Source organism: Microbacterium sp. CFBP 8801, from assembly GCF_014839455.1.
GTDB lineage: Bacteria > Actinomycetota > Actinomycetes > Actinomycetales > Microbacteriaceae > Microbacterium.
Genome location: NZ_JACYNU010000012.1, coordinates 15,152 through 42,116 on the forward strand (window position 1 = coordinate 15,152; position 26,965 = coordinate 42,116).

Genomic DNA, 26,965 nt, shown 5'->3' on the forward strand with positions numbered 1-26,965 from the left:
GCCGAACTCCTGAGAAACCGGCGCCACCGGGCGGGTGAAGGGCGCGCGGTATCGGCGGAGGTGGAGAAGTCAGGAGTTCGGCCCGGGGCGGGGCCGGGCGCGAGGCGGGCCGGTCAGGGCGTGACCATGCCGCCGTTCACGTTCAACGTCTCGCCCGAGACGTAGCTCGACTCCGCCGACGCCAGGAACACGAACGCCGGGGCGATCTCGGCGGGCTGCCCCGCGCGCTGGTAGGTGCTCTCGTCGTCGAAGTGCTCCATCTGGTCGTCGGAGACGCCCTGGCTCACCTGCAGTGCCGACCACGTGGGACCGGGGGCGACGACGTTGACCCGGATGCCGCGGGGGGCGAGCTGCTGGGCGAGGCCCTTCGACAGGTTGTTGATCGCCGCCTTGGTGGCGGCGTAGTCGAGGCGGTCGGGGGCGGGGACGTAGGCCTCGAGAGACGCGGTGTTGATGATCGTGCCGCCCTCGGGAAGGTGCGCGAGCGCGGCCTTGGTGATCCAGAACGGGGCGAAGACGTTCGTGCGGAACGTCTGCTCGAACTGCTCGTCGGACAGGTCGTCGACCTTGTCGACCATCACCTGCTTGCCCGCGTTGTTCACCAGGACGTCGAGGCCACCGAGCGCCTCGGCGGCCTGGGCGACGAGCTCGCGGCACGCGCTCGGGTCGGAGATGTCGATCGCGATCGAGACGCCCGTGCGCCCGGCATCCCGGATCTGCTGCAGGATGTGGTCGGCGTCGCGCTGCTCGGCGGGCAGGTGAACGATCGCGACATCGGCGCCCTCGCGGGCGAACGCGATCGCCACGGCCCCGCCGATGCCGGAATCGCCGCCCGTGATGAGTGCCTTGCGTCCGACCAGGCGGCCCAGGCCGCGGTAGGTCTTCTCGCCGAGGTCGGGCACGGGGGTCATGTCTGCCTGCACGCCGGGCTCGGGCTGATGCTGAACGGGCGGCTCGACGCGGGCGTAGCGGGTGACCGGGTTGTCGAAGGTGAACTGGTCGCGAGCGGAAGTCATGGCCCGACGGTACGCACCGGCCCCCGTGTGGGTCGGGGCCTTGACGGACGTGCGGATGCCGCGCACGCCACGCTTCACCCGGGGGCGCCGCCGCCCTCGCCCGCCGGTGACGGCGCGGAGGATCCCTAGCGTCGACGGGTGACCGCCCCCGCGCCCCGCCGTGTCCTGCACCTCGTCGACCGGGTGACGGGAGGTGTCCCCGTCGCGGTGCGCACCTACGTCGCGAACTCCCCGGCCGGCGTCGACCACGTCATCGCCGCGCCGTTCTCGGACGGCGCCCCCGCCGCGGTGTGGGAAGGAACCACCGCGAGCCATCGGGAGTGGGACACGGCATCGGTGGGGCGGGCGGTTCTCGGGCTGCGACACCTGCTGCGCACCGCGTCGTTCGACGTGGTGCACGCGCACTCGACCTTTCCGGGTGCGTACCTCCGGCTGTGGGGAGCACCGCGCCGCGCCCGCGTCGTCTACACCCCCCACTGCTACGCCTTCGTGCGCACCGACGTCGCCCCACCGGTGCGCGCGGCCTTCCGCGCCGTCGAGACGCTGCTGCGCGGGCGCGCCACCATCGTGGCCGCGTGCGGCCCGGGGGAGAGCGCCGAGGCTCTCGGCCTGGGTGTCCCTCCGGAGCGCATCGTCACGGTCCCGAACGTCTCGTCGCTTCCCGACGCCGCCGCGCCGATCGCCGCTCGGCGGGCGCGGACGGCGGCAGCGTCGCTGCGCGTGGGCATGCTGGGACGCTGGGCGGCCCAGAAGGACCCCGACTACTTCCGCGCGCGGGTGCAGGAGCTGCGCGCGGCGCTCGCCGAACCGGTGGAGGCCCGGTGGATCGGCAGCGCCGACGGGGGAGCCGCCGCCGCGGTGCACGACGAGCCGCGGGTGCACGTGACCGGATGGCTCCCCGCGACCGAGGTCGGTGCGCAGCTGAGAGAGCTCGACCTCTACCTGCACACCGCGGCGTGGGAGGGATTCCCGATCGCGCTGCTCGATGCCCACGCGGTGGGGGCGCCGATCCTCGCGCGCGCCATTCCCGCCCTGCCCGGGCTTGCGCCCGCGTTGACGATCGAGCAGGGTCTCGGCGGCTTCGTGGATGCCGTTCGCGCCGGCCGGCTCGGGGCGTGGAGCGACGCGAATCACGCGGCGTGGGGCGCCTACCTCCGGGACCGCACCGCGCGGGCGCAGCGGGTGGCGCTGGAGCGCGCGTGGTTCGGCGAGGTGGCCGACGGCGGGTCTCGCTGAGGGGCTGCCGGCGGGCGCGCCCGAGGAACCGCGCCGGTCAGGGGCGGAGCTCGGCGCGCACCTCCGCCACGATCGCGGCCACGCGCGCCGCGGAGTCGGCCCACGAGTACAGGCTCTCGTTCAGGCGACCGCGACGGGAGAGCTCGGCCCGCAGCGCGGGGTCGCCGTCGAGGCGCTCGATCCCCCGGCGGATGTCGTCGGGGTCGCTCGGGTCGACCCAAAGGGCGGAGTCGCCGAGCACGGTGGGAAGAGAGGCCGCCCGCGCGGCGAGCACCGGCGTCCCCATGCGCTGCGCCTCGAGCGGGGGGATCCCGAAGCCCTCGTAGAGCGACGGGAAGGCGAATGCCGTCGCGCCGCGGTACAGGCGCGCGAGCTCGTCGTCGTCGACGCGACCGAGGAAGCGCACCCGGTCGCCGGCGGTGGCGCTCATCGACGCGTGGAAGGCCTTCGCCTGGTTGCCGACGATGAGCAGGCGGCGTATCTGCCGCAGGTCGGCCCGGTCGAAGGCCGTGAGCAGGGCGTCGAAGTTCTTGTGACGGTTCGGTGAGGACACCGCGAGCAGGTACGGGGACCCCTCGTCGTGCGCGGGCCCGTCGGTGGGGAAGTCGCTCGAGACGGCGTTGGCGACCACGCGGAGCTTGTCGGCCGGCACTCGATAATGCAGGGCGATCTCGCGCGCCGAGAACCCGCTCACGGTGATGACGCGGGCGCTCGAGCGCAGCAGGGGCGGGATCAAGGCGCGGTAGAGCAGGCGGAACGATCGCGCGAAGCTCTCGGGATGACGCACGTAGGTGATGTCGTGGTGCGCGACGATCTGCGGCCGATAGCGCACCGGTCCGGTCGTGGCCAGGCCGAGCAGCAGCGGAGTGCCCGACCGGCGGAGGTGCGCGGGCAGATCGATCTGCTCCCAGAGGTGACCGCCGCGGCGTCCGACCTGTCGGATCTCGACGCCCAGGTCGGCGTCGAGGAGACGACCCGGTGGGGCGACGACCACGACGTCGATGAGGGGGGCGAGTTCGCGGACGATCTCGCGGGCGAATCGTTGGACCCCCGTCGTGGGGTGGGTGAGGAAACGGCCGTTGACGACGAGCGGGGTGTCGGAAGCAGACATGCGGGAGGGCTCCGGAGTGAGACGGCGGTGAGCGGGGAGGGCGGGCACACACGGTGCGACGACGTCTCAGCTTCGGCGCCGCGCTCGCCGCGGTTCGCGCGCCCCGAAAGGTGAGCACCCGGGTGAAGCGCGGGCCGCGCCCGGGTTCGTCGGCGGAGGGGGATACGCGCGGCGGCGGTGCTCACCGTTCGTTCACGCTGCTCCTCACCCCTCGACGCCGGGCGCGTCGTCACCCGCGCGCGCGGAGCCATTCGCGCAGGCCCCGCACCAGGCGCCGGCGGCGCGCCCGGTCGGGGTCGTCGGTGGCCTCACCCGCGCGGCGGGCCGAGGCGAGAGCGATGTCGTCGGGCGGCCAGACGAAGCGCAGGAGCAGACGCGCCCGCGTCGTCGGGGGCTCGCCCCGAAGCGCCGCCCAGTAGGCGCGGGCCCGGCTGGACTCGGCGCGCCAGGCCCAGTCGCGCGGGACGCCGTGGTCGCCGTCGAGCGACCCCGGGGGAGCCAGGGGTGCGAGCTCGTCGCGCAGCACGCCGACCGCGCCGAGCTCGCGCGCGCGATCGAGGGAACCGGGTGCCCGGGCGAGCAGCAGGGCGGCCGTGTCGGACGTCGCCCGCGTGCGCGGTCCCGCCCCGATGACGGGGCGCACGGCGTGCACGGCGGCCAGGACGGCGTGCGTGTCGGCGCGCGGCACCCGGATCTCGACGCCGGCGAAGCGCATCGGCTCGGCGTCGCGGAGCACGATCGCGAGAGCGTCGGCGTCGGCGAGGGTGAGCCCGGGGAATCGGCGATGGACGTCGATCTCGCAGCCCCAGCGTTGTGGCGTCATGGTGGCGGTGTGGTGCACCGAGGTGCCGCGCCACGGATCGGGTTCGCGCGACCAGCCCCACGGTTCGAGGGCCGCGGCCAGGATGTCGCCCTGCGCCGGGTCGCACCACACGTCGACGTCGCCGGAGTGCTCGCGCTCGCGCAACCCCTGGAGGAAGAGCGCCGGGCCCTTCGTGAACACGCAGGGGATGCCGTGCTGCGCGGCCACGCGGGCCGTCAGGGCGTAGACGAGCTCGTGCAGCGGCGACGACAGCGTCGGCGGGTCGAGCCGGAGCACTCGCGCGGGGTGGGAGGGATCGCGGGAGACGAGGCCCGCGACGCTCATCTGGGCCAGCATCTCGCGCTCCGCCGGGTCGAGGTCGGCGTCGCCGACGGGGGCCCGGTCGATCAGCCGACGCCAGAGGGCGGCGCCCGCGCCCACCAGGCACAGGGCATCACCGGGGTCGGCCGGGACCATCAGGATCTGGGCACCGGCGTCGAACAGGGCCGACCCCCCCACGTCGAGGGCGCCGTGGGCGATCGCGAACCACCCCTCGGCGGGCGGGGAAGAACTCATGCATCGCTCCCGGGTGGGTGGTGGGCGATCTCTCACTCTTCCGCGTGCCACGGCGCGCGCGGATCGATGTGCGCCCTCCGCCGTCGGACGGCAACGAGAAGTTCGTCCGCGACATCACCCGCGACGCGCGTTCCCTCGCCACGGCACGTGCGCGAGGCGCGTCGACTCAGCGCACGCCGCCCCGGTCCACCAGGCGCGTCGGAACGAGGTGCGTGTGCGACCCCGTCGCGGGAGAGGCCCTGCGGGCGAGGAGCGTCTCGGCCGCGCGCGTGCCGAGGTCGGCCACGTCGTAGTCGACGATCCGTATGCGCCGGGGGAGCAGACGTGAGAGTTCGAAGTCGTCGAAGCCGGCGATGGCCACGTCGGCTCCGCGCGGCAGGATGGCCTCGAGCGCGCCGATGGTGACGCGGTTGTTCGCGCAGAACACGGCCGTGGGCGGATCGTCGAGGTCGAGCAGGCGCTGCATCGCCTCACGGGCGACCGCCGGGGTGTGGAGGCCGTCGACGACCATCGCGGGATCGGGCTCGCGTCCCGCGGCGCGGAAGGCTTCGTGGACCCCCGCCCAGCGCTCGGCCATCGTGTAGATCCCGCGGGCGTCCATCAGGACGGCGATGCGACGGTGTCCGGCCTCGAGCAGTTCGGCGACGGCGGCGCGCGCCCCGCCGCGGTTGTCGAGCAGGATCGCGTCGGCGGGCACACCGCTGCCGGGACGGTCGAGGAAGACGACCGGAGTGCCGAGCTCGACCTCGCGCCGCAGATAGGAGTGGTCGTCGGCCGTGGGCACGACGATGAGTCCGCCGACCTGACGCTGGCACAGGTCGAGGGCGAGGGTGCGCTCGGTGTCGGCGTCTTCTTCGCTGGAGGCCATGACCAGGTGCATGCGTTCGCGGGCCGCGACGGTCGAGACGGCGGCGGCGACGGCCATGTAGAAGGTGTTCGACAGGTCGGCCGCGATGAAGCCCACGGTGTCGCGATTGCCGGAGCGCAGGCTCGCGGCGAGGGCGTTGCGGTGGTAGCCGAGTCGCGCGACGGCCGACTGAACCCGCTCGGTCATCGCGGGGTCGACGTTCGGTTCGCCGTTGATGACCCGCGAGACGGTCTTGAGACTCACGCCCGCGTCGGCGGCCACGTCGACCATCGTGGGGCGGCCGGTCTTGCGCATGAGTCTCCTCGGATGCCGTCGGGCACGGCATCCTCCGAGCATAGGGACCCGGGCAGGCCGACTTCGGAATCCGGGCGGGCCGACTTCGGGATCCGCGCGTCGGCGGGGGCTGATGCGCCCGTCGAGTGTCCGAGACACGCCGCTGCCAGCGCGACGGATGCGGCGAGTCCTGGACACTCAACGGGTTTGGCGGGAGCAGGTCAGACAGAGCTCGGAGCGACGAGCGTGCCGGTCTCGTGCGAGGCGATGGCGGCGGCGAACAGCCGGTGCGTCAGCGCGGCCTCATCCGGGCGGACGCAGCCGAAGCCGTCGCCGAGCTCGCCCACGTACTCGGCGAGGAAGGCCGCCCACATCTGCAGGATGGCATCCGAGAAGCCGGACTCGAAGTTGGCTCCGGTCACCGTGGGCCACACCGACTGGCTGCCCGCGTCGATCTTCTGCCAGCTCTGCTCGCGCCCGACGCCGGGAACGTCGATGACGGCGAAGACCTCGACCTGCTTGGGGTTCTTGGTGCTGAAGCGCACGCCGCCCGACATGCCGATGGCCTCGAACTCCCACGTGTTCTTGTGGCCCGGCGCGATGCGCTTGGTCTGGGTGGTGAGCGGGAAGGGGGCGCCGTCGTGGCGGGCCCAGGAGTGGATCACGGCGTTGTCCCAGGTGTCGCACGGCTGCGGGGTGCCGTCGGGACCGGGGCGCTCGGTGACGATGTCCTGCAGGATGCCGACCACCTTCTCGGGCGTCCACCCCAGCCGCAGCGGCACGTGCCAGGTGTGCATGCCGAGGTCGTTGAGCACGCCCGCGTCGCCGCAGAACTGCTTCTGCCGCTTCCAGTTCAACGGCTTGTCCACGTCGATGTCACTGGAGTGCAGGAACGAGCAGTTCGCCTCGATGATGCGGCCCAGGGCTCCCGAGCGCACGTAGTCGACGGCCCACTGGGCGCCGGGGAAGAACGGCATCTCGCTTGAGACCCGCACGAACGACACGGGGTTCTCCGCGATGGCGGCGACGACCGCGTCGGCGGCGGCCCGGTCGATGCCGAACGGCTTCTCGGCCAGCAGCGCCTTGCCCGCGCGGATGGTGTCGACGTACAGTCGCTCGTGCAGGTCGTGGCGCACCGCGATGTAGACGACGTCGACGCGGGGGTCGGCGAGCAGCTCGTGGTGGTCGGTGGTGGTCAGCTGCACGGTGTCGATGCGCTCGAAGAATTCGAGCGCCGCGGGGTTGATGTCGCAGACGGCCACGAGCTCGGGCTCGACGGGGTGGTCGATGAGGGCGGGCCAGCGGCGCAGCGCCGCGGCGATCTCGCGGCCCATCAGCCCTCCGCCGATGATGCCGATGCCCACCTTCTTGCCGGTCATGCGGCACCGCCGATCAGGCTCAGGGCCTCGTCGACCGAGGCGTCGTCGTGCACGACGGCCATGAGGGCCGCGGTGATGCCGGCGGGGTCGCGATGCTGGATGACGTTGCGGCCGTAGACGATGCCGCGGGCGCCCTGCTCGAGCACGGCGCGCGTGCGCTCCAGGAGCGTGCGGTCGTCGACGCGCCCCCCGCCGCGGACCAGCAGGGGGGTATCCCCGGCGGCCTGGATCACCCGGTGGTACTCGGTGATGTCGTCGGTGGGGTCGGCCTTGATGAGGTCGGCGCCGAGCTCGCGTGCCTGACGCACGAGGGTGACGATCTTGGCGGTGTCGCCGTCGACGCCGTACCCGCCGCTGCCGGGCTTGGTCTGCATGACGAGGGGCTCGATCATCAGCGGCATCCCGTACCGCTCGGCGTCGGTGCGAAGAGCCAGGATCGACCGGATGCACTGCTCGCGCACCTGGGGTTCCCCGGGCAGATCGAGCAGGTTCACGCACACGGCGACGGCGTCGAGGCGCACGGCGACCTCGATCGCGTCGGGCACGTGGATGCTGTGCAGGGGGGATTCGAGCGGGTCGCCGTACACGTTGGCGATGTCGGTGCGCAGCACCAGGCCGGGCTTCTGCTTGCCGGGGACGCTCTGCAGCAGCGGGGCCTGGCCGAGCGTGAGCTGCACGGCGTCGGGGCCGGCTTCGACGAGCGTCGCGACGGTGGCGGCCATGTCTTCGATACCGGTGAGGAAGCCGTGTTCGTGGAACGCGCCGTGGTCGACGGCGACGTCGAGCGCGCGGCCGGAGGTCGCGTTGAAGAGGCGGTGGAGGCGGGGTTTCGACATGGGGTGTGGGTCTCCGAGACGTCGGGTCGGGGCGCGGCTCTGCGCTCGACCGTCAGTATGCGGGGCGCGAGACAACGTTGTCAACGGCTGCTAACGTGGGCCGCGCAACGGCGAGGAAGGCGGGGCTCATGGGCGAGCTGTACGGATCGACGATCGACGAGGCGCGCCGCAGGGCGGGGTGCACGGCGCAGGTCGCGAGCGTGGAGGCATCGGTGCGCACCGACGGACCGGATGCCGGAACCCGGCGCCTGCGCATGATCGCGGGCGACCTCGAGGTCGAGCTGCTGCCCGACCGCGGCCTCGATCTGGGTCAGGTGCGTCACCGTGGTGTGCCGCTCGCCTGGGTGTCGCCCACGGGCTGGCCGCGGCCGGGAGCGGGGGGCTTCGGAGCCTCGTTCGGGGGAGGCCTCGTCACGACCTGCGGCTTGCTGTCGTTCGGCCCGCCGTCGGTCGACGCCGAGGGGGAGCACCCCCAGCATGGGCGGTACAGCGGGCTCTCGGCATCCGTCACCCGGGCCGAGGTGACCCCGGACGCCGTGGTGGTCGAGGCGGTCGTCGTGGAGGCCACGGTGCTCGGCGCCCATCTGGAGCTGCGGCGGAGCGTGCGGGTTCCGCTCGGTGAGGGGCGGATCGAGCTGCGCGACGAGATCGTCAACCGCGGCTCCCGCGAGGTGGAGCCCATGGTGCTGTACCACGTCAACCTCGGCTGGCCGCTGGTGGCGACGGGCTCGGTGCTGCGCTCTCCCGCCACGGGGGTGCAGCCGCGTGACGCCGCGGCCGAGGCGGGACTGTCGTCGTGGGCGGAGTTCCCCGAACCCGTCGCGCACTACCCCGAGCAGGTGTTCGCGCACGATCTGCCGACCGACCGTCGGGTGAGCGCCGAGGTGATCGCGCCGTCGGGGCTCGGCATCCGGATCTCGTTCGACACCTCGGTGCTGCCGGGGATGTTCCAGTGGCGCGTGGCGCAGGAGGGCGGGGTGGTGCTCGGGGTGGAGCCGGCGACGGCCGCGACGATCCTCGGTCGTGGCGACGCGCGGGCGAGGGGGCTGCTGCGCCCGCTCGCCCCCGGAGCCTCGTGGGAGCTCGGTCTCGACATCGCTGTCATCCGAGATGCTTCCGTGACTTGACAACGTTGTCCCATCGGGCTCATGCTGACTCCAGCGCAGCCCGCCCGAGGGTTTCGTCCCCAATGACAACGATGTCGGAGATGCGATGACGCACGACGAGCGACCGGCCGCCACGGCGGCCACCGAGGCCATGGCGCCCCGGCCGCGCGCCCGACTCATCGACGTCGCCACGGCCGCGGGGGTCAGCCCCAAGACGGTGTCCCGTGTCGTCAACGACGAAGCCGGCGTGCTGCCCGCCACCCGCGATCGCGTGCTGTGGGCCGTGCGCGAACTGGGCTTCGTCCCCGACCGCAGCGCTCGGGAACTCAAGCGGCGCGACGCCGACACGATCGGCATTCTGATCGACGCGATCAGCGACCCGTTCTTCGCCGCGTTCGTCAGCGTCGTCGAAGAGCTCGCCGTCGCCGAGGGACTCAGCGTCATCTTCGCCAGCACCGGCTACGACGCCGCCCACGAGCGCACCCAGCTCGACCGCCTCACCGGGCACCGCCTCGCGGGCCTCATCGTCGCGCCCGTCGCCGTGGACGCCGCGACCCTCGCGGGGCTGCGCACCCGCTTTCCGGTCGTCTGCATCGACCGCTCGCGCCCGGGTATCGACGCCGTCGTGATCGACGACTTCGGCGCCGCCGCGGAGGCCACCGCCGCCCTCGTCGCCCACGGGCACCGTCGGATCGCCTTCATGGGCGAGGACGTGCCCTATCCCACGGTCGACGATCGCCTGGCCGGCTACCGCTCGGCTCTGAAAGCGGCGGGTCTGCCGTTCGACCCCTCGCTCGTCGTCACCCACGAGCGCTTCGGCCGAGGCGAGGCCGCCGAGGCCTCGCGCCTGCTCGAACGCGGCGACGCCCCCACCGCGCTGCTCTGCGCGACCAGCCTCGCGGCGATCGGAACGGTCCGGGCGATCCGCGCGAAGGGCCTGCGCATGCCGGCGCTCATCTCGTTCGGCGACTTCACCCTCGCCGAGGTGCTGGAGCCGGCGATCACCTACGTCGACCACGACCCGCGCCTGCTCGCGGTCGCGGCGTTCCGCCTGCTGCGGCAGCGCGCCGCGCGCCCCGACGAGGGTCCCGCGCGCATCGTCGTGCCGACCCGCCTCGTCCCGCGGGGATCGGGCGAGGTCGGCGTCGGTGCCGGATTCCTGCCCGCCGTCGCCGCGCCGGTGGGCGCCGTCGCCGCGGAGGGGGCGTCCGTCGCGCAGCCCACGTCCGCCGGGCGGCCCGCCGCGCCCGCCGTGCCCTCGGCACCTGCCGGGGAGCCCGCCCCGTCGGCGTCCGCCGAGCAGCCCGCCCCGCCGGAGGCCGCCCCCCTCTCCGTCGCCGTGATCGAGCCCGCCGCGGCGCTCGTGGCGACGGCCTTCGCCCTCGCCCGCACCGAGACCTCCGGCGTCGCCGCCGTGTCGTCCTCCGAACCGATCGGAGCCTCGTGATGAAGCCCGTCCTGCTGCCCCCGAACCCCGTGCAGCACTTCTACCTCGGCGGTGACCGCATCGCGGCCCTCCGCGGCATCGTGCCCGAGACCGACCGCCAGCCCGAGGAGTGGCTCGGCTCGACCGTCTCGCGCTTCGGCTCCGACACCATCGGCCTCGCGATCGCCGAGGACGGCGCGTTCCTGCGCGACCTGGTCACGGCCGACCGCGCCGCGTGGGTGGGGGCCCGCGGCGGACGCGACGCCGCGGATCTCGGCATCCTGGTCAAGCTGCTCGACGCGCGCCAGCGTCTTCCCGTGCACGTGCACCCCGACCGCGAGTTCGCGCGCGGGCACCTCTACTGCCCGTACGGCAAGACCGAGGCCTGGTACGTGCTCGAGACCGAGGACGACTGCGCCGTGCACGTCGGCTGGAACCAGGCCGTCGACCGCGACGAGCTCGACCGCCGCCGCGACGCGCAGGACAGCGAGTGGATGCTCTCGCGGATGAACCGCGTGGTCGTCCGCCCCGGGATGGGCGTGCTCGTTCCCGCCGGCACCGTGCACGCGATCGACGGCGGGATCTTCGTCGCCGAGGTGCAGGAGCCCACCGACTTCTCGATCCTGCTCGAGTGGTCGGTCACGACCTCGACCCGCGACGAATCGCACCTCGACCTGGGCTTCGACGCCGTCATGCCCGCCGTGTCGACCGAGAAGCTCGACGCCGCAGCCCTCGACGCCCTGATCAGCACGGCCGGCACGACGCCGGCGGGGACCGACTTCCGCTCGCTGCTGCCCGCCGCCGCCGACCCGTACTTCCGCCTGTTCGACGCGGCCGGCGAGACCGCCGCCCGTGAAGCCGGTTTCGCGGTGGTGCTGGTGCGCGAAGGGTCCGGCGCGTTGGTGTCGGACGCGGGCTCGGTCGACGTCGAGCGCGGGCAGGTCTACGCCGTCCCGCACGCCTTCGGCGCCTGGCGCCTGGCGGGGGAGGCCGACGTGCTCGTCGCGGCGCCCGGCGCCGGCTGGCCCGGGACCCTGCGCGGGGGAGGAGTGCGGTGAGCGACTACGTCGTCGGCATCGACATGGGAAGCACCAGCACCAAGCTGCTGGTCGCCACCCCAGACGGGCGCCAGGTGCTCGTCGTGAGCCGCCGCTCACCCTGGACCAACCTCGACCACGGTCAGGCCGAGATGCCTGCCGACCGCGCCATCGCCGTCGTCCGCGAGCTCGCGGCCGAGGCCGACCAACGCCTCGACGCGGGCTATCGCATCGTCGCCCTCGGGGTGTCGGGCATGGCCGAGGCGGGAGTGCTGCTCGACGCCGACGGCACCGCGCTCGCCCCGATCATGGCGTGGTTCGACCCGCGCGGCGCCGCTCAGATCGCGGCGACACCCCACGCGTTCCGCGCCGAGTTCCCCGGCCGCACGGGGCTGCCGGTCGGGCCCCTGGCATCCATCGCCAAGCTCCTGCACCTGCGGGACCGCGGGATCGCGCTCGCCGGGACCACCTTCCTCAACGTTCCGGAGTTCGTCGTGCACGCCCTCGGCGGGCCCCGCGTGGCGGAGTACTCGCTCGTCTCGCGCACCGGACTCATCGACCAGGACGACAGCACCCCCTGGCAGGCGGCGCTCGACGTGCTCGGGGTGGACGAGACGATCCTCAGCGCTCGCGTCAGCGCCGGTGAAGCGGTCGGGACGCTCAGCGACCCGGCCATGCCCGCGGGCTTCCGCGGCGCCGCCCTCACCATCGCGGGGCACGACCACCTCGTCTCGGCCGTCGCCGTCGGCGCCACCCACACGGGACAGCTGTACGACTCGATGGGCACCGCCGAGGCGCTCGTGCGCGTGCTCGACGACACCCTTCCGTTCGCCGCGCGCGAGCGTCTCGCGCACGCCGGTATCAACTGCGTGCGCCACGTCATCCCGGGCAAGTACGTGCTGCTCGCGGGCACCAAGTCGGGACTGCTCATGCGGCGCGTGCTGCAGATGCTCGGGATCACGGATGCCACGGGACGCGCGGTCATCGACGACGCGGCCGTGGCTCTTCCCGTCGACGGCACGCTCGCCGACGGCGGTCTCGAGGTGTCGGGCGCCCGCAACGACGACGGCGTGCTCAGGATCGTCGCGCAGAGCGACGGACTCAGCCCCGCCGAACTGTTCGCGGCCAGCCTGCGCCACGGCAACGAGATGCTCGCGGAGTGCATGGCGGTGATGGACCGCGAAGTCGCACCGCCCACCTCGACGGTGCTCACCGGTGGCTGGTCGACCATGGCGTCCGTCGTGCGCTCGCGCTCGGCGCTGCTGCCCGCGGTCACCGTCTCGACCCACGACGAGGGCACCGCGTACGGCGCGGCGTTGTTCGCCGCGTTCGCCGCCGACGCGGCATCCCGGTCCTTCGAGGACGTCGCCGAGGCGTTCCTCTCTTCTTCTCTCGTCGCGGACGAGAGCCCTCTTCTCACCAACGAAAGGAGCTGACGATGTCGTCAGTCACCACCGCCGTTCCCGTGCTGCAGGCGCGGGGACTGTCGCGGCAGTTCGGATCCGTCCGGGCGTTGAGCAATGTGGATTTCGAGGTCTATCCGGGGGAGGTCACCGCCCTGATCGGTGACAACGGCGCCGGGAAGTCGACGCTGGTGAAGGCCCTGTCGGGCAATCTCGCCGTCGATGAGGGCGAGATCCTCTTCGATGGGCAGCCGATCGAGATGTCGAACCCGCAGGTCGCGTCGGCGTTGGGGATCGAGACGGTCTACCAGGACCTCGCGCTCGCCCCGCACCTCGATCCGGTGCAGAACATGTACCTGGGTCGTGAGATCCGTCGCCCGGGCCTGGCGGGTGCGCTGGGGTTCATGAAGACGAAGGACATGGCCGTCGCCTCGCGGGCGGCGTTCGATGAGCTCGGGGCGACCGTGCGTTCGTTGACGTCGCCGGTGGGGGAGATGTCGGGTGGGCAGCGGCAGGCGATCGCGATCGCTCGTGCGGTGCACTGGGCGGGGCGGTTGGTGTTCCTCGACGAGCCCACCGCTGCTCTCGGTGTGCGTCAGACGAAGAACGTGCTCGAGACGATCCGGCGGGTGCGGGACAAGGGCATCGCGGTGGTGTTGATCTCCCACTCCATGCCGCACGTGATGGAGGTGTGCGACCGCATCCAGGTGCTGCGCCTGGGGACTCGTGTGGCGAACATCGACGCGAAACAGACCTCCATGGAAGAACTCGTCGGGCTCATGACCGGCGCCGTCACGAAGGACGACCAGAAATGAGCACCACGACACCTCCGACGGAGACCGTCGCCATCGGCACGTTCGACGATTCAAAACCGAACTTCTTCGTCGGTTTGCTGAAGGCGCAGGCCTTCCAGATCCTCATCATCCTCATCGTCATCGTGCTGATCTTCAGCGCCCTGGCGCCGGACTCGTTCGCCCAGTGGTCCAACTTCCGCCTCATCATCCAAAACGCCTCGATCCTCGCCGTCCTCGGCGTCGGCATGACGTACATCATCATCACCTCCGGCATCGACCTCTCCATCGGCTCGGTGCTCGTGTTCTCCGGCGTCGTCTCGGCCCTCGTGATGCGCGCCCTCGGCGGTGAAGGGTGGGGCGTCGCCACCATCGGCATCCTGGTGTCGATCCTCAGCGGCGTCTGCTGGGGGCTGCTGAACGGCTTCCTCATCGCCAAAGCCAAGATCCCGCCGCTCATCGTGACGCTCGGCTCGCTCGGCATGGCCCTGGGCCTCGCGCAGATCCTCACCGGCGGTGTCGACGTGCGCGACGTGCCCACCGTGCTGACCGTGTCGATCGGGTACGGCAACGTGTTCGGGTCGTTGCCGATCATCAGCGTCATCGCCCTCGTCGTGGTCGTGATCGGTGCGATCGTGCTGCACTTCACGAAGTTCGGTCTCTACACCTACGCCGTCGGCTCCAGCGAGCTCGCCGCCCGCCGCGTCGGCGTGAAGGTGGACCGCCACCTCATCTCGGTCTACACCCTGTCGGGAGCACTCGCGGGCCTCGCCGGCATCCTCGCCCTGTCACAGTTCTCGACCACCGCCATCGCGGGACAGTCGCAGACCAACCTCAACGTCATCGCCGCCGTCGTCATCGGCGGCACGTCCCTGTTCGGCGGTGTCGGCACGATCTTCGGCACCGTCGTCGGCCTCTTCATCCCCGCCGTGCTGCAGAACGGATTCGTCATCACCGGTGTCCAGCCGTTCTGGCAGCAGGTCGCCGTCGGTGCGGTGCTGATCACCGCCGTCTACGTCGACCAGGTACGCCGCACCGCCGCGACCCGCGGCAACACCCAAAGCCTCTGGCGAAAGTTCGTCAGCGGAGGACGCCGCGGCTGAGGCCCGGCATCCGACCCCACCAAGAGAGAACGGTCATCACAATGAAGTGGAACAGCAAGGTTCTCGCGTTCGCCACCCTCGGCGCCGCAGCCACCCTCGTCCTCGCCGGGTGCTCCGGCGGAGCCTCGTCGGGCTCCGCGTCGGGCGGCGCGGAGGGCGGGTACGAGATCGCGTTCGTGCAGGGCGTCGCGGGGGATGAGTTCTACATCTCCATGCAGTGCGGCATCCAGGACGAAGCCGCCAAGGAAGGCGCCACCGTCACCACCCAGGGTCCCGAGAAGTTCGACCCCACCCTGCAGAAGCCGATCGTCGACGCGATCGTCGCGTCGAAGCCCGACGCGCTGCTCATCGCCCCGACCGACGTGTCGGCCATGCAGGCGCCGATCGCGGCGGCGGAGGCGGCGGGCATCAAGGTCGTGCTCGTCGACACCACGCTCGAGGACCCCTCGGGCGCGGTCTCGCAGATCTCGTCCGACAACGAGGGCGGCGGAGCGGGCGCGTTCGAAGCCATCCAGGAGGCCAACCCGAACGGCGGCAAGGTGCTCGTCGTCTCGGTCGACCCCGGCATCTCGACCACCGATGCGCGGGCGAAGGGCTTCGAGGACGCGGTCGCGAAGGACTCGAAGTTCGAATCCGTGGGTGTGCAGTACTCGCACAACGAGCCCTCCACGGCTGCGGAGATCGTGACCGCGGCGCTGCAGAAGAACCCCGACATCGTGGGTATTTTCGCCGCCAACCTGTTCGCCGCCGAGGGCTCCGCCACCGGTGTGCAGCAGGCGGGCAAGCAGGGCGCCGTCACCATCGTCGGCTTCGACGCCGGCCCCGCCCAGGTCAAGGCCCTCCAGGCCGGCACCGTCCAGGCGCTCGTCGCGCAGGAGCCCGCCACCATCGGCTCCGACGGTGTGAAGCAGGCCATCGCGGCACTGAAGGGCGAGGCGACGGAGGAGAAGATCCAGACCGGCTTCACGATCCTCACGAAGGACAACATCGACACCGACGGCAAGGACGCGGTCTACAAGTCCACCTGCTGACACCCCCGGATGCCGGGGCCCCCACATCCGCGTGGGGGTCCCGGCATCCCCCTCCCCCCTCCGCATGAGTCGCCGCACTTCGTCGCTTCGGACACCACATCGGCGACACCTGCTGGCGACTCACGCGCGCGCGAAGCGCCGCCGATCACCACCGACGAGAAAGACACCGCCGTGCCGCTGGCCGACATGCCCGAACTGCTCGCCGCGCACCGCGCGGTCGGGGCCTTCAACTTCATCACCCTCGAGGTCGCCGAGGCCATCGTCGCCGGGGCCGAAGCCGCCGACCGCGGCGTGATCCTCCAGCTGTCGCAGAACGCCATCGCGTTCCACGGGGGGCTCGCCCCGGCGGCCTCCGCTGCGCTGCGGCTGGCCGAGGCCGCCCGGGTGCCCGTCGTCGTGCACCTCGACCATGCCACCGACGAGTCGCTCGTCGACGAGGCGTTGGCCGTCGGCATCCGGTCGGTCATGTTCGACGCGGCCCACCTGCCGGATGCCGAGAACCTCGACCGCACCGCCGCCGTCGCTGCACGCGTGCACGCAGCGGGCGCCTGGGTCGAGGCCGAGCTGGGCGAGATCGGAGGCAAGGGCGCGCACGCACCGGGCGTCCGCACCGACGTCGCCGAGGCCGTGCGCTTCGTCGGCGAGACCGGCGTCGACGCCCTCGCCGTCGCGGTCGGCAGTGAGCACGCCATGCGCGAGCGTACGGCGCGGCTCGACGAAGCCCTGATCGCCGACCTCTCCGCCGCCCTGTCCGTGCCCCTCGTGCTGCACGGCTCCAGCGGCGTCGCCGACGCCGGGATCGACGGCGCCGTGCGCGCGGGCGTGCGCAAGGTCAACGTCGGCACGCACCTGAACCAGGTGCTGACTTCCGCGGTGCGCGCGGAGCTCGACCGCGACCCGGATGCCATCGACCCGCGCCGCTGGCTCTCGCCCGGCCGCGCGGCGGTCGCGGGCGAAGTGCATCGACTGCTCGACGTCATCACCGGACGCGGCGCATGACCGGCATCGTCACCCTCACCGCGGCGGGGGCCATCGACGCGACCTACCGCGTCGGCATCCTGCGCCGCGGCGCCTTCGCCCGCGCCGACAGCTACACGCGCGAGGTGAGCGGCAAGGGCGTCAACGTCTCGGCCGCCCTCGCCGCGGGCGGCGCGCCCACGGCCGCCGTCGTGGTGCTCGGCGCCGACGACGTGCGCTTCGCGCGCTGCGGACTCACCGCCCCCCTGCTGCGCATCGTCGAGGTTCCCGGCGCGACACGCGTGAACACGTCGATCGTCGACGCCGACGGAGCGACCACCAAGGTGAACGCCCCCACCCCGCCGCTGTCGGCGGAGGCGTGGGATGCCACGGTGTCGGCCGTGCGCGACGAGCTCGCCGCGCGGGAGCAGCCCTGGCTCGTCATCTCGGGCAGCCTGCCGGAGCTCGCGGGAACCCACGCCCTCGTCGACCTCACCGCCGTCCGCGCGGCGGCCCGCGAGCGCGGTGCCCGCGTGGCCGTCGACACCAGCGGAGCCGCGCTCGACGCGCTGCTCGCCGACCCCGCCGGCATCGACCTGCTCACCCCGAACGTCGACGAGCTGTCCGCTGCGGTCGGGCGCCCCCTCACCACCCTGGGCGACGTCGTCACTGCCGCGCGCGAGATCGTCGCGCGCGGCGTGGGCATCGTGCTGGCGAGCATGGGCGCCGACGGCCTGCTCGCCGTCACCGATCAGCGGGTGGTCTTCGCCCGCGCCGAGGCCCCGCACGTCGCCAACACGGCGGGGGCGGGGGATGCCGCCCTGGCGGGGTTCCTGCTCGGTCTCACCCGCGCGCCCGCCGCGGCGGCGGCCGGCGCCGACCCGCTCGCGGTGGCCGCAGCCTCGGCCGCGGAGTGGGGAGCCCACGCGGTGGCGCACGCGTCGACCCTCGTCGCGGGACCGCCCCAGGGCATCCGGGCCCTCGTCGACACCGAGCCCGACCTCACTCGCGCTCTGAACCCGGAGGGCGACGCGTGAGCGTCCTCGCGCCCGAGATCGCCGCGGCCGTCGCCGACGTGTCGCGCGTGCGCACGCGCGCGATCGACCGGGTCGCCTACGCCAACGACGCCTCCCATTACCTGCTGACCCCGGATGCCGTGGTGGTCGCCGCCGACGCGGCCGAGGTGGGAGCGATCCTGCGGGCGGCCACCGCCTCGGCCACCGCGGTGACCTTCCGCTCGGGCGGCACCAGCCTGTCGGGGCAGTCGTCGGGAGCGGGACTGCTGATCGACGTGCGGCAGGGCTTCGGGCGGATCGACGTGCTCGACGGCGGGCGCCGCGTGCGCTCTCAGCCGGGCGCCACGGTGCGCCAGGTCAACGCGCGTCTGCTGCGGCACGGGCACCGGCTCGGCCCCGATCCGGCGAGCGAAGCGGCGTGCACGATCGGCGGGGTCGTGGCGAACAACTCCAGCGGCATGGCGTGCGGAACGGAGGAGAACTCGTACCGCACCCTCGAGGGACTGGTGCTGGTTCTGGCATCCGGGACCGTCGTCGACACGGCCGCCCCCGACGCCGACGCGGTGCTGCGCGATCGCGAGCCGGCGCTGGTCGCCGGACTGATGCGGCTGCGCGAGCGCGTGGTCGGCGATGCCGCGAGCGTCTCGCTCATCCGGCGGCAGTTCGCGATGAAGAACACCATGGGCTACGCCCTCAATGCGTTCCTCGACTTCGACACCCCGGCGGCTCTGCTCGCGCACCTCACGGTGGGATCCGAGGGGACGCTCGCGTTCGTCGCCGAGGCGACGTTCCGCACGGTGCCGATCCGCCCGGCCGTCGCCACGACGCTCGCGGTGTTCCCCACGCTCGACGCGGCCACCCGCGCTCTTCCCGCCCTGGTGTCGACGGGAGTGGCGACGCTGGAGCTGATGGATGCCACCTCCCTGCGCGTCGGACAGCGTCTGGCCGGCACTCCCGCCGCCATCCACGGTTTCGAGGCCACGACGCAGGCGGCGCTGCTCGTGGAGTACCACGCGGACGACGCTCCCGCGCTCCGGGAGCTCGCTGGGGCGGGCGCACACGTGCTCGCCGGTGAGGACCTGCTCGACGCGGCCGTCTTCTCCCGTGACCCGGTGCAGCGCGCCGCCGCGTGGACCTTCCGAAAGGGCCTCTACGCCTCGGTCGCCGGGGCCCGCCCCTCGGGCACGACGGCGCTGCTCGAAGACGTGGTCGTGCCCGTCGCGCGTCTCGCCGACACCTGCGAAGGGCTGCAGCAGCTGTTCGCGCGATTCGGCTACTCCGACAGCGTGATCTTCGGCCACGCCAAGGACGGCAACATCCACTTCATGCTCACCGACCGCTTCGAGGGCGCGAAAGCGCTCGGTCGGTTCGAGGGGTTCACCGAGGCGATGGTCGACCTGGTGCTCGACGCCGGGGGCAACCTCAAGGCCGAGCACGGCACCGGTCGCGCGATGGCGCCGTACGTGCGCCGGCAGTATGGCGACGAACTGTACGACGTGATGGTCGAGCTGAAGCGTCTGCTCGACCCGAGCGGCATCCTGAATCCGGGCGTGATCATCAGCGACGACCCCGGCGCGCACATGCGCGACCTGAAGACGCCCGTGTCGATCGAGCCCGAGGCCGACCGGTGCGTGGAGTGCGGATACTGCGAGCCGGTGTGCCCGAGTCGATCGCTCACGTTGACGCCGCGCCAGCGGATCGTCGTGCGGAGGGCGTCGACCGCAGCCCGCGAGCGCGGCGACGGGGCTCTCGTCGCGGAGCTCGAGCGCGACTACGACTACGACGGCGTGCAGACCTGCGCGGTCGACGGCATGTGCCAGACGGCGTGCCCCGTGCTCATCAACACCGGGACGCTGATGAAGCGCTTCCGGCGGGAGGATGCCAACCCGGTGCTGGCCGCGGGATGGTCGGCGGCGGCGACCGGATGGGGAGCGGTGACGCGCGCGGGATCCGCCGCGCTGACGGTCGCCGCGGCGCTGCCCACGCCGCTCGTGCGGACGGTGACGGATGCCGCCCGCGCGGTGCTCGGCGCCGACACGGTGCCGCGGTACTCGGCGGAGCTTCCCGCCGGTGGGGCGTCGCGGCGGTCGCTGGGGTCTCGGGTCGGCGCGGCGGGCGTGGAGCCCGTGGCGGTGTTCCTGCCGGCCTGCGTGGGCAGCATGTTCGGCGCCTCCGAGGGCATCGGCGCGACCGCGGCGTTCACCCGGCTATTGGAGCGCGCCGGCGTCTCGGCGGTCGTCCCCGACGGCATCGACGCGCTGTGCTGCGGCACCCCGTGGTCGTCGAAGGGCTACGCGAAGGGGCACGCCACCATGTCGGCCCGCGTGCGTGCGGCCGTCCGAGCGGCCACGCGCGACGGCGCCCTCCCCGTGGTGTGCGACGCGTCGAGCTGCACCGAGGGGTTCGCGGCGACGCTGCGCGACGACGGCATCCGGGTTCTGGATGCCGTGGCCTTCACGGCATCCGATCTGCTTCCGCGTCTCACCCCGACACCGGTGGCCGAGCTGCTGGCGCTGCACCCGACCTGCTCGTCGACGCAGTTGGGCATCGACCCGGCACTCCGCGCGATCGGTGCGGTCGTGGCATCCGAGGTCCGTGTTCCCGACGCCTGGGGCTGCTGCGCGTATGCGGGCGATCGCGGCATGCTGCACCCGGAGCTGACCGAGGCCGCGACCGCTCCCGAGGCGGCCGAGGTCGCCGGCTGGGGCGCCGACGCGTACGCCTCGTGCAACCGCACCTGCGAGCTGGGCATGACGAAGGCGACGGGGGAGTCGTACGTGCACGTGCTGGAGCTGCTGGAGCGGGCGACGCGGTCGGGCGCGTGAGGCGTCAGGCCCCGTCGCCTCGGGAGCCCCGCGGCGACGGGAATCGACCCCTCACTCGAAGGCGGGTGCGGCGGCGGCGCGGCGGCGCTCACTCACGATCAGGGCGATCAGCAGAATCAGCCCGGTGAGCACGACGATGTAGGTGCTGAGCGTGGGAACGACGCCGAGCAGGCCGTTGGCCGGGAACAGGGCGTGCAGTTCGAGGGTCGGGTCGGTGCTCGCGTGCACGAGCATCGGGGCGATCAGCGTGCGGGTCACCCGCAGCACGAGGTACATGCACAGGCCGAAGAAGAAGGTGTACACGACCTGCTGCAGCACCACGGCGACGCCCTCGGTCGAGGTGAACAGGTTGGCGAGGTGCAGCGCGGCGAAGATCCCGGCCGAGGCGAGGGCCACGGCGATCTCGCGGTGACCGGCCTTGCGCATGAGGTTCACCACGAAGCCGCGCGTGACGAGCTCTTCGACGAAGCCGATGAACAGTCCCGTCACCAACCAGGCGCCGACGAGCGGGAGCCCCGCGGCTGCGTAATCGATCGAGAGCAGGGCGAAGACGTTGATCGCCAGCACGACGATCACGGCCGTCCACATCCACCGGCGCCCACCGAGCGTCTGCCGCGAGAACAGCTCTCGGCGCCACCCGACCGACGCCGCGAAGGCGACGAGCAGTACCCCGGTGACGAGGATCGGGAGGCCGGTGCCGAAGAACACGTCGCCGGCGCTGCCCGTCTCGCCCCGCAGGCTTCCGCCCGGGGTGAGTACGCGGCTGAGCAGAAAACCGATCAGCAGATAGACGCCGAGATAGACGACCGCGAGCAGGAGCGCCCGCCAGAACCCGCCCCGGTTCCAGAATCTCGACCAGCTCGATGCGCCGTGCGCCATGTCTGCCCCCTTGAATGCCCTGCCGCCCGTTCGTGCTTCATCGTGACAGAGGGGCCGCGATGGCGGGGTGTGCGCTGCGGCTTCGGCACAACTCCTGCGTTTTGCGGGGGAAGGGTGGGTGGGAGCGGGTGGTGGGGCGGGTTGCCGGAGGTGTGCGGGGCGGGGCTCGGGGCCTGGGTCGCGCGGCGGGGCTCGGCGCCGAGGCGGGCAGCGGCCAGCAGGAACGGCTCCCGATGACGTCCTGACGCGCTGACGCGAACCGATCGGTTTTGCGGCACGGGCGAGCTGGTTGCGCTCGAAGTGCGTTGGCCGAGAGAGTCAACCCATGGCATCCCTCATCCAACAGCGGCTGGCCCTCGGTCGCATCCGAGTGCGGGCCCTGTGGGCACTTTGGGTTGGGGGGATGCCCCTATCTCTTTCGTCAAGCGGTTCGAGTGCCTTGATTACGCCTGGTCGAGGAGCGCGTAGGTCGTGCGGAGGCGGTTCAGCGCTCGTGAATAGCGGGTTCGTGCTGTTCCCGGGCGGATGCCGAGCACCCGGCCGGCGTCCGCGACGGTGAGCTCTTCCCAGACGATGAGGCGGATCAGCTCTTGATCCCGTGGGTTGAGAAGTTTGAGTGCCTCAGCGGCCGTGAATGCTTCATCAGGCACGGGCGTGACGGGTGTGGCTGCCGCCGCGCGGAGGGCGTGGTCGGCCGTAGTGCGTCGGATGCGGCCTCGGTGGTGGTTTGCGAGGACTTTGCGGGCGATGCCGTATGCCCATGCTCGGCGTTCGTTTTCGGATTGCGGTAGCCGTGAGCGGTGGCGCCAGAGGGCGAGGAGCGTTTCTGATGTGCAGTCGGCCGCGTCGTCGGTGGGCGTGACGCGGCGGGCGAAGTAGCGCAGGAGGAGGGGCACGAGGGGAGCGATCGCCGTCTCGAAGGCGCGGTCGGGGTTGGCTGGCGTGGGGGTGAAGACGGTTGCCGGGAGGTTGTCGGCTGAGGCGGGGATGCTGCCGGTGATGGCATCGGTGGGGTTCACTCGTTCGCCCCGAGAACCTCGTTGTAGATCTCTGTCCCGAGTTCGGAGCGGTCTTGGCCGTCCCAGCTGGGGGCGTTCTCGATCTGAGCGAGGGCTTGCGCGGCGTCGTTGTCTCCGTCAGCAATGCGTTGAGCGAATGCGCGCATGATGTCGGTGACCCCGCCGCCATCTGTTTCCACCATGGCGGGCCAGTCGGCCGCTTCCTCGAGGATTATCGCTGCAGTTGTCTGTCCGTTGGTATCTCCGGTGTCGTGAGCGGTGATCCATGCTCCGATCCAGTCCCGGTAGGCCTCGTATTCGTAGGTGCGGCGGACCAGGGTCTCCTGAGCCAGCCCCTCCATACCCGTCATCGCTTCGGTGACGCGTGCGGTGAGCGCATCGGAAGTCACCCCCGGTGCGAGCGGCAACCATTCCGGATAGAGCGATGCAACGACTTGCGGCAGGTCGTCCGCCCCAAGATCTAGCCACTCGGTGTCGTCCGACTCGGTGCTCACGAAGCTTCCGCGGTCATCCCCGGGGTTGGGGGATCCGAACCATCCGGTCCGGGCCGCAAACCCGGTCGCGACAGCCCCGACCGGCAACCCCACGACGACGACTGCGGTCAGCGCGGTCGCCCAGATCGTCCATCGTCGCCGCGGCGCCCGCCGTGGACGGGCCTGCCGAGTCGACGCGGCCGCGTCGGCGGATGTCAGAGTGATCAGCGCCGCGGGGTCCGCCGCGCGCAGGGCTTCGAGAAGGTTGGCATCTGACACGGTCTTCATTGGTGCTCCCATCTTGGACTGAACACTTTGTTCATGTCCGAGGTGGTGCGAACCGTTACAACTTTCCTGCGTCGACGCCTCCAGTGATGAGTCAGGCAGCGATCTGTTGCGGCGGTGCCGCGTAGAGGGTGCCGTCGCGCAGCATGGCGTAGAGGACATCGGACCGGCATCGGGCCAAGGCGAGGAGCGCTTGGTTGTGACGTTTGCCGTGGCCGATTTTCCGGTCGTAGTAGGCGCGGGAGTCGGGGTCGCGGAGCGCGGCGAATGCGGAGAGGAACATCGCGCTCTTCAGGATCTTGTTCCCGCGACGCGACGAGTATTCGCTTCGGATCGATGACCCGGATCTTCGGGTGACGGGGGCGAGGCCCGCGTAGGCGGCGAGGTGTCCGGCGGTGGGGAAGTGTTTGCCGGCGACTTCGGTGAGGAGTCGGGCTGCGGTCCTGACGCCGACTCCGGGCATGCTCGTCAGGACGGGCTGAAGAGGGTGCGCATCGACCAGGCGCTCAACCTCCGCTGCGACCTCGTCGCGCTGCTTACGCAGGGTCGCGAGCTGCGCCGCGAGTCGTGGGAGAACCAGGGCGGCCGCGTTGGTGCCGGTGACCAAGACCGTCTGCTCGTCGAGCGCGACGATGATCTCGTGTGCCCAGTCTCTTCCTTTCCGGGGTGCGAGTTTCAGCATCCGTGTCGCGATCCGCTTCTCGCCCGCAGCGCGAAGATCAGCCGGTGATGGGTAGCGCTCCAGCAAGTCCAGGATTGCCGGATGATCGAGCCGCGACCCCACCACGCGTTCCAGCGCGGGGTGGATCTGGGTGAGCAGCCCCCTGACCCGGTTGCCGACCTGGGTGATCTGGCCGGCGAGGTCGTCATCGAATCCGCAGAGCATCGTGAGCTCGGCCACCTGCTCATCCGTCGCCTGGATCGACCGCAGGGTGTGCGGCATCGACCGCGCCGTCTCCGCGATGATCGCTGCGTCTCTCGCGTCGGTTTTCGCTTCGCCCGGGTGCAGGTCTGCGATGCGTCGCATGGCTAGTCCCGGCAGGTAACCGACCAGCGCGCCGGCCGCCTGCGCGACTGCGATGGGCAACGCGCCAATCGTTGCCGGCTGATCCACGATCAGAAGCACGACGCCGTGCTTCTGCAGATCTGCCAACACCGTGCGCAGTCGTCGTTCGTCGTTGGGTAGCGCTCGGTCGTAGAGCTTCATCCCGGTCCGGTCGAGGGCGACCGCGTGGTGCTCGCCTTTGCCGACGTCCAGGCCGACGAACACGTCGACCTGGTCGTAGTTCTCAATTTAGGTGACCACTGCTCCTCCGTTCGCTCTCGAATGACAGCTGCGACGGTGCGTCTCGGCATCCACGTTACGAACGACCTCGAGCGTGCTCGGGCCTGGCCCCTATCAGCGATCACCCACCGCCAACCAGGCTCGGTGACAACACCCCCCGGATCATGAGTGCGACAGGGGGGACCAATCATGCCGAGCCCGGCAGGCTGTCACCGCCCAGCATGGTCGCCGAACGGTCACGAACAAAGTAACGGGGGGGGGGGGGGGATTGGCGTCACCCCTGGTCTGGTCCTGCTGGTGAGCGGCGGAACTTCGACCTTTCCCGGTTACCCCAACGCACAGCCATCACTATGGTCCCGCTCCGCGAAGGGGCCAGCAACAGTGCGATGGGCTCGCTCGGATCAGGACACAGATCAGATCGGTCTGCACGTTGGCGCAGGGTCGTGGTGGCTGGACGCGACGGTAGACAATGCGCGCCGTCTGGAGGGCATGGTGACCGCCGTCACCGCCGGGAACGTCTCTGAAGAGGTCATCATCGAATCCGACGGAGGTCGACGGCTTGAAACACACATGACAGCCGCGGACCGCGAATGGGTGACCACCACCGGTCATCTTCCACCGCCCGACAAAAACGGATTCATGTACACCGTCGGCGACGTGTGGGAACGCGCACAGCAGGGCACCACCCGGTACCACCCATGGCAGCACTGAAGCGGAGCATCATAGAACGCTTCAAGGAGGAAGACCCGTCCATCGAAGATCAGCGGGGCATCCGTGTGGTGCATTGCGAGCGCGATCCTGTTGGCGGCTGCCCCACCTGCCCTCGTGGGTGAGGAATGGTGGTTCTTCGCCAGCGCGACAGCCGTAGCGACCGGTGCCCTCCTCACTTGGGCCGTCCGTGTCCCCGCAGGTCTCCTAATGATTGTCGCGGTCGCTTCGCGGCACAGGGAGTTTTAGCGGGGCTCACCAAGTACGACGATCGAACGAACTCTGGCGCCGTCCCACGCGTTGACCCGTAGGCTGCGCTTCCTTCCAACCTGCCGGTCACGACCTCGCCAGCCGGTTGGTCAGCCTGGGCTTGTCGGGTCGGTATCGACGGTCCACGCGGTGATGGCGACGGTTGATCCTTCGACGATGTCCAGCTCGATCGGCCACGACCCCCGCACCATCCCCGCCGTGGGCGCAGCCCATACCGTCTTCGTCACGAGCGCGCCGTGCGGTGAGGCGGCATCCCACCCCAGCACGGCGACCGCTTCACCACCAGCCGGTACTTCCACGCGTTGTGGGCCGGGATCTTGGGCCATGAACGACCGGCCGTGCTCGATCGTCACCTCGAGTAGGTGCCCGTTCTGATCTCCGAGGGCAACGTCGGGATATCCCTCGATCACGCACGGCTGGTCTGAGAAGTTCAGGAGTTGAAGCGGCATCCCCCGGTGTCCTGTGGCCGCGTCGGGTTCACCTTTCAAGATGGTGGCCCGCTCAGGTGTGCACCACTGCGGATCGTCAGAAACCACGGCATCAGCCGTCTCGGGGACCGGCACGCCCGGCGCGTCAGGATCGGGCACCGCACCGAAGCTGCTGGCAGCGTCAACCTCCTGCTGTGCAGCATTCTCGGCCGCGATCGCAGCCGTCCGCGCGGCGTCGGTGACCGCACCTGTGATGCTTACCCCCACCACGGCGATGACCGCGACAGGTGTGAGCCAGAGCGGCGCGCGACCAACAGTCGGCTCGCCACCCGGCTGGTGGGCGATCAGTGCCGGAATCCAACCCACCGCGAGACCCCACAGTGCCCCCGCAGCCGTCGCGGCGCCGAACCCGCTCGTCAACAACCCCCGCGGGCCGAAAGAGACAATCCACGTCCATCCAGCACCGACGTCAAACCCCAACCCCACGACAGCGCTCGCAAGAACCAGAGCGAACCATGCCGTGATGACGGCAGAACCCCGCGGTCGGTGCAGCACTCCCGTGAGGATCACGTAGACGGCGGCGAGCACAACGCCGCCAATGATGATCACAGCCACGCCACCGCCCCCGCTCTGATAGACCGTCAGGGTCGTCGGCACGAGTTCCGGCAGCACGCTCGACACCTGCGCCACGCCGCTCGGGATCTGCAGAACGACGTCGCGCAAACCGGCCGTGAAAACCCACAGGACGGCAACGACAGCACCGGCCACAAGGAAGCGAGGAGAGAAAAGTGCACGCACCCGCTCATCTTGTCGCACCCAGCGCTCA

General features: G+C 71.3%; 23 protein-coding genes. 12 read left to right on the forward strand and 11 right to left on the reverse strand.

Going from position 1 to position 26,965, the window contains the following annotated elements; all coding sequences use genetic code 11:
* Positions 1-113: 113 nt before the first annotated feature.
* Complete coding sequence (locus IFR11_RS12970) at positions 114-1,016, reverse strand: SDR family oxidoreductase (RefSeq protein ID WP_191916425.1); 903 nt, start codon at positions 1,014-1,016, stop codon at positions 114-116.
* 138 nt (positions 1,017-1,154) lie between these two features.
* On the opposite strand from IFR11_RS12970, the gene IFR11_RS12975 reads away from it, so the two are divergent.
* Complete coding sequence (locus IFR11_RS12975; RefSeq protein ID WP_191916426.1) at positions 1,155-2,252, forward strand: glycosyltransferase; 1,098 nt, start codon at positions 1,155-1,157, stop codon at positions 2,250-2,252.
* A gap of 37 nt (positions 2,253-2,289) precedes the next feature.
* Here IFR11_RS12975 and IFR11_RS12980 read toward each other — a convergent pair whose 3' ends face one another.
* From IFR11_RS12980 to IFR11_RS13000, 5 genes are all read right to left on the reverse strand, one after another.
* A complete protein-coding gene (locus IFR11_RS12980; protein ID WP_191916427.1) occupies positions 2,290-3,363 on the reverse strand; it encodes a glycosyltransferase family 4 protein in 1,074 nt (357 codons plus the stop codon).
* Positions 3,364-3,592: 229 nt separating this feature from the next.
* A complete protein-coding gene (locus IFR11_RS12985) occupies positions 3,593-4,741 on the reverse strand; it encodes a nucleotidyltransferase family protein (RefSeq protein ID WP_191916428.1) in 1,149 nt (382 codons plus the stop codon).
* A 166-nt stretch (positions 4,742-4,907) separates the two neighbouring features.
* A complete protein-coding gene (locus IFR11_RS12990; RefSeq protein WP_055840007.1) occupies positions 4,908-5,903 on the reverse strand; it encodes a LacI family DNA-binding transcriptional regulator in 996 nt (331 codons plus the stop codon).
* 200 nt (positions 5,904-6,103) lie between these two features.
* Complete coding sequence (locus tag IFR11_RS12995) at positions 6,104-7,261, reverse strand: Gfo/Idh/MocA family protein (RefSeq protein ID WP_191916429.1); 1,158 nt, start codon at positions 7,259-7,261, stop codon at positions 6,104-6,106.
* Positions 7,258-8,097, reverse strand: coding sequence for a class I fructose-bisphosphate aldolase (locus tag IFR11_RS13000; RefSeq protein WP_191916430.1), 840 nt, complete (start codon positions 8,095-8,097; stop codon positions 7,258-7,260). The genes IFR11_RS12995 and IFR11_RS13000 overlap by 4 nt, the downstream gene beginning before the upstream one ends.
* Positions 8,098-8,225: 128 nt before the next feature.
* Here IFR11_RS13000 and IFR11_RS13005 point away from each other — a divergent pair, with 128 nt between their 5' ends.
* From IFR11_RS13005 to IFR11_RS13050, 10 genes are all read left to right on the forward strand, one after another.
* Positions 8,226-9,224, forward strand: a complete 999-nt coding sequence (locus IFR11_RS13005; RefSeq protein WP_191916431.1) for an aldose 1-epimerase family protein — start codon at positions 8,226-8,228, stop codon at positions 9,222-9,224.
* An 85-nt stretch (positions 9,225-9,309) separates the two neighbouring features.
* A complete protein-coding gene (locus IFR11_RS13010; protein WP_191916432.1) occupies positions 9,310-10,650 on the forward strand; it encodes a LacI family DNA-binding transcriptional regulator in 1,341 nt (446 codons plus the stop codon).
* Positions 10,647-11,687, forward strand: a complete 1,041-nt coding sequence (locus tag IFR11_RS13015; protein WP_197979083.1) for a class I mannose-6-phosphate isomerase — start codon at positions 10,647-10,649, stop codon at positions 11,685-11,687. Before IFR11_RS13010 ends, IFR11_RS13015 begins: the two co-directional genes overlap by 4 nt.
* Positions 11,684-13,102, forward strand: coding sequence for an FGGY family carbohydrate kinase (locus IFR11_RS13020; RefSeq protein ID WP_197979081.1), 1,419 nt, complete (start codon positions 11,684-11,686; stop codon positions 13,100-13,102). Before IFR11_RS13015 ends, IFR11_RS13020 begins: the two co-directional genes overlap by 4 nt.
* 2 nt (positions 13,103-13,104) lie before the next feature.
* Positions 13,105-13,884 carry an ATP-binding cassette domain-containing protein gene (locus tag IFR11_RS13025; protein ID WP_070409269.1) on the forward strand — a complete coding sequence of 260 codons (780 nt, stop codon included), beginning with the start codon at positions 13,105-13,107 and terminating at the stop codon, positions 13,882-13,884.
* On the forward strand, positions 13,881-14,963 hold the full coding sequence (locus tag IFR11_RS13030; RefSeq protein ID WP_070409270.1) for an ABC transporter permease: 1,083 nt from the start codon (positions 13,881-13,883) through the stop codon (positions 14,961-14,963). The genes IFR11_RS13025 and IFR11_RS13030 overlap by 4 nt, the downstream gene beginning before the upstream one ends.
* A 41-nt stretch (positions 14,964-15,004) precedes the next feature.
* Positions 15,005-15,994 carry an ABC transporter substrate-binding protein gene (locus tag IFR11_RS13035; protein ID WP_191916433.1) on the forward strand — a complete coding sequence of 330 codons (990 nt, stop codon included), beginning with the start codon at positions 15,005-15,007 and terminating at the stop codon, positions 15,992-15,994.
* A 171-nt stretch (positions 15,995-16,165) separates the two neighbouring features.
* Positions 16,166-16,993: a class II fructose-bisphosphate aldolase gene (locus IFR11_RS13040; RefSeq protein ID WP_342030303.1), complete on the forward strand. Its 828-nt coding sequence runs from the start codon at positions 16,166-16,168 to the stop codon at positions 16,991-16,993.
* Positions 16,990-17,988, forward strand: a complete 999-nt coding sequence (locus tag IFR11_RS13045) for a 1-phosphofructokinase family hexose kinase (protein WP_191916434.1) — start codon at positions 16,990-16,992, stop codon at positions 17,986-17,988. The genes IFR11_RS13040 and IFR11_RS13045 overlap by 4 nt, the downstream gene beginning before the upstream one ends.
* Positions 17,985-20,792: an FAD-linked oxidase C-terminal domain-containing protein gene (locus tag IFR11_RS13050; RefSeq protein ID WP_191916435.1), complete on the forward strand. Its 2,808-nt coding sequence runs from the start codon at positions 17,985-17,987 to the stop codon at positions 20,790-20,792. Before IFR11_RS13045 ends, IFR11_RS13050 begins: the two co-directional genes overlap by 4 nt.
* Positions 20,793-20,843: 51 nt before the next feature.
* On the opposite strand, the gene IFR11_RS13055 is transcribed toward IFR11_RS13050, so the two are convergent.
* The 4 genes from IFR11_RS13055 to IFR11_RS13070 all read right to left on the reverse strand — a co-directional run bounded on the left by IFR11_RS13055 (position 20,844) and on the right by IFR11_RS13070 (position 24,742).
* Entirely contained in the window at positions 20,844-21,671 is an 828-nt protein-coding gene (locus IFR11_RS13055; protein ID WP_191916436.1) for a CPBP family intramembrane glutamic endopeptidase, read from the reverse strand.
* A gap of 443 nt (positions 21,672-22,114) precedes the next feature.
* On the reverse strand, positions 22,115-22,690 hold the full coding sequence (locus IFR11_RS13060) for a sigma-70 family RNA polymerase sigma factor (protein WP_191916437.1): 576 nt from the start codon (positions 22,688-22,690) through the stop codon (positions 22,115-22,117).
* On the reverse strand, positions 22,687-23,451 hold the full coding sequence (locus IFR11_RS13065) for a hypothetical protein (RefSeq protein ID WP_191916438.1): 765 nt from the start codon (positions 23,449-23,451) through the stop codon (positions 22,687-22,689). Before IFR11_RS13065 ends, IFR11_RS13060 begins: the two co-directional genes overlap by 4 nt.
* A gap of 91 nt (positions 23,452-23,542) precedes the next feature.
* The gene (locus IFR11_RS13070; protein ID WP_191916465.1) at positions 23,543-24,742 is read right to left on the reverse strand and encodes an IS110 family transposase; all 1,200 of its coding nucleotides are present in this window, start codon (positions 24,740-24,742) and stop codon (positions 23,543-23,545) included.
* 480 nt (positions 24,743-25,222) lie between these two features.
* Here IFR11_RS13070 and IFR11_RS13075 point away from each other — a divergent pair, with 480 nt between their 5' ends.
* Positions 25,223-25,444 carry a hypothetical protein gene (locus IFR11_RS13075; RefSeq protein ID WP_206755306.1) on the forward strand — a complete coding sequence of 74 codons (222 nt, stop codon included), beginning with the start codon at positions 25,223-25,225 and terminating at the stop codon, positions 25,442-25,444.
* A gap of 356 nt (positions 25,445-25,800) precedes the next feature.
* Here IFR11_RS13075 and IFR11_RS13080 read toward each other — a convergent pair whose 3' ends face one another.
* On the reverse strand, positions 25,801-26,937 hold the full coding sequence (locus IFR11_RS13080) for a DUF4232 domain-containing protein (RefSeq protein WP_191916440.1): 1,137 nt from the start codon (positions 26,935-26,937) through the stop codon (positions 25,801-25,803).
* Between the last annotated feature and the right edge of the window lie 28 nt (positions 26,938-26,965).

Coding starts and splice junctions, on each gene's coding strand:
- IFR11_RS12970 (WP_191916425.1), bottom strand. CDS start 1,016: ATGACTTCCGCTCGCGACCAGTTCACCTTCGACAACCCGGTCACCCGC.
- IFR11_RS12980 (WP_191916427.1), bottom strand. CDS start 3,363: ATGTCTGCTTCCGACACCCCGCTCGTCGTCAACGGCCGTTTCCTCACC.
- IFR11_RS12985 (WP_191916428.1), bottom strand. CDS start 4,741: ATGAGTTCTTCCCCGCCCGCCGAGGGGTGGTTCGCGATCGCCCACGGC.
- IFR11_RS12990 (WP_055840007.1), bottom strand. CDS start 5,903: ATGCGCAAGACCGGCCGCCCCACGATGGTCGACGTGGCCGCCGACGCG.
- IFR11_RS12995 (WP_191916429.1), bottom strand. CDS start 7,261: ATGACCGGCAAGAAGGTGGGCATCGGCATCATCGGCGGAGGGCTGATG.
- IFR11_RS13000 (WP_191916430.1), bottom strand. CDS start 8,097: ATGTCGAAACCCCGCCTCCACCGCCTCTTCAACGCGACCTCCGGCCGC.
- IFR11_RS13005 (WP_191916431.1), top strand. CDS start 8,226: ATGGGCGAGCTGTACGGATCGACGATCGACGAGGCGCGCCGCAGGGCG.
- IFR11_RS13010 (WP_191916432.1), top strand. CDS start 9,310: ATGACGCACGACGAGCGACCGGCCGCCACGGCGGCCACCGAGGCCATG.
- IFR11_RS13025 (WP_070409269.1), top strand. CDS start 13,105: ATGTCGTCAGTCACCACCGCCGTTCCCGTGCTGCAGGCGCGGGGACTG.
- IFR11_RS13030 (WP_070409270.1), top strand. CDS start 13,881: ATGAGCACCACGACACCTCCGACGGAGACCGTCGCCATCGGCACGTTC.
- IFR11_RS13035 (WP_191916433.1), top strand. CDS start 15,005: ATGAAGTGGAACAGCAAGGTTCTCGCGTTCGCCACCCTCGGCGCCGCA.
- IFR11_RS13045 (WP_191916434.1), top strand. CDS start 16,990: ATGACCGGCATCGTCACCCTCACCGCGGCGGGGGCCATCGACGCGACC.
- IFR11_RS13055 (WP_191916436.1), bottom strand. CDS start 21,671: ATGGCGCACGGCGCATCGAGCTGGTCGAGATTCTGGAACCGGGGCGGG.
- IFR11_RS13065 (WP_191916438.1), bottom strand. CDS start 23,451: ATGAAGACCGTGTCAGATGCCAACCTTCTCGAAGCCCTGCGCGCGGCG.
- IFR11_RS13075 (WP_206755306.1), top strand. CDS start 25,223: ATGGTGACCGCCGTCACCGCCGGGAACGTCTCTGAAGAGGTCATCATC.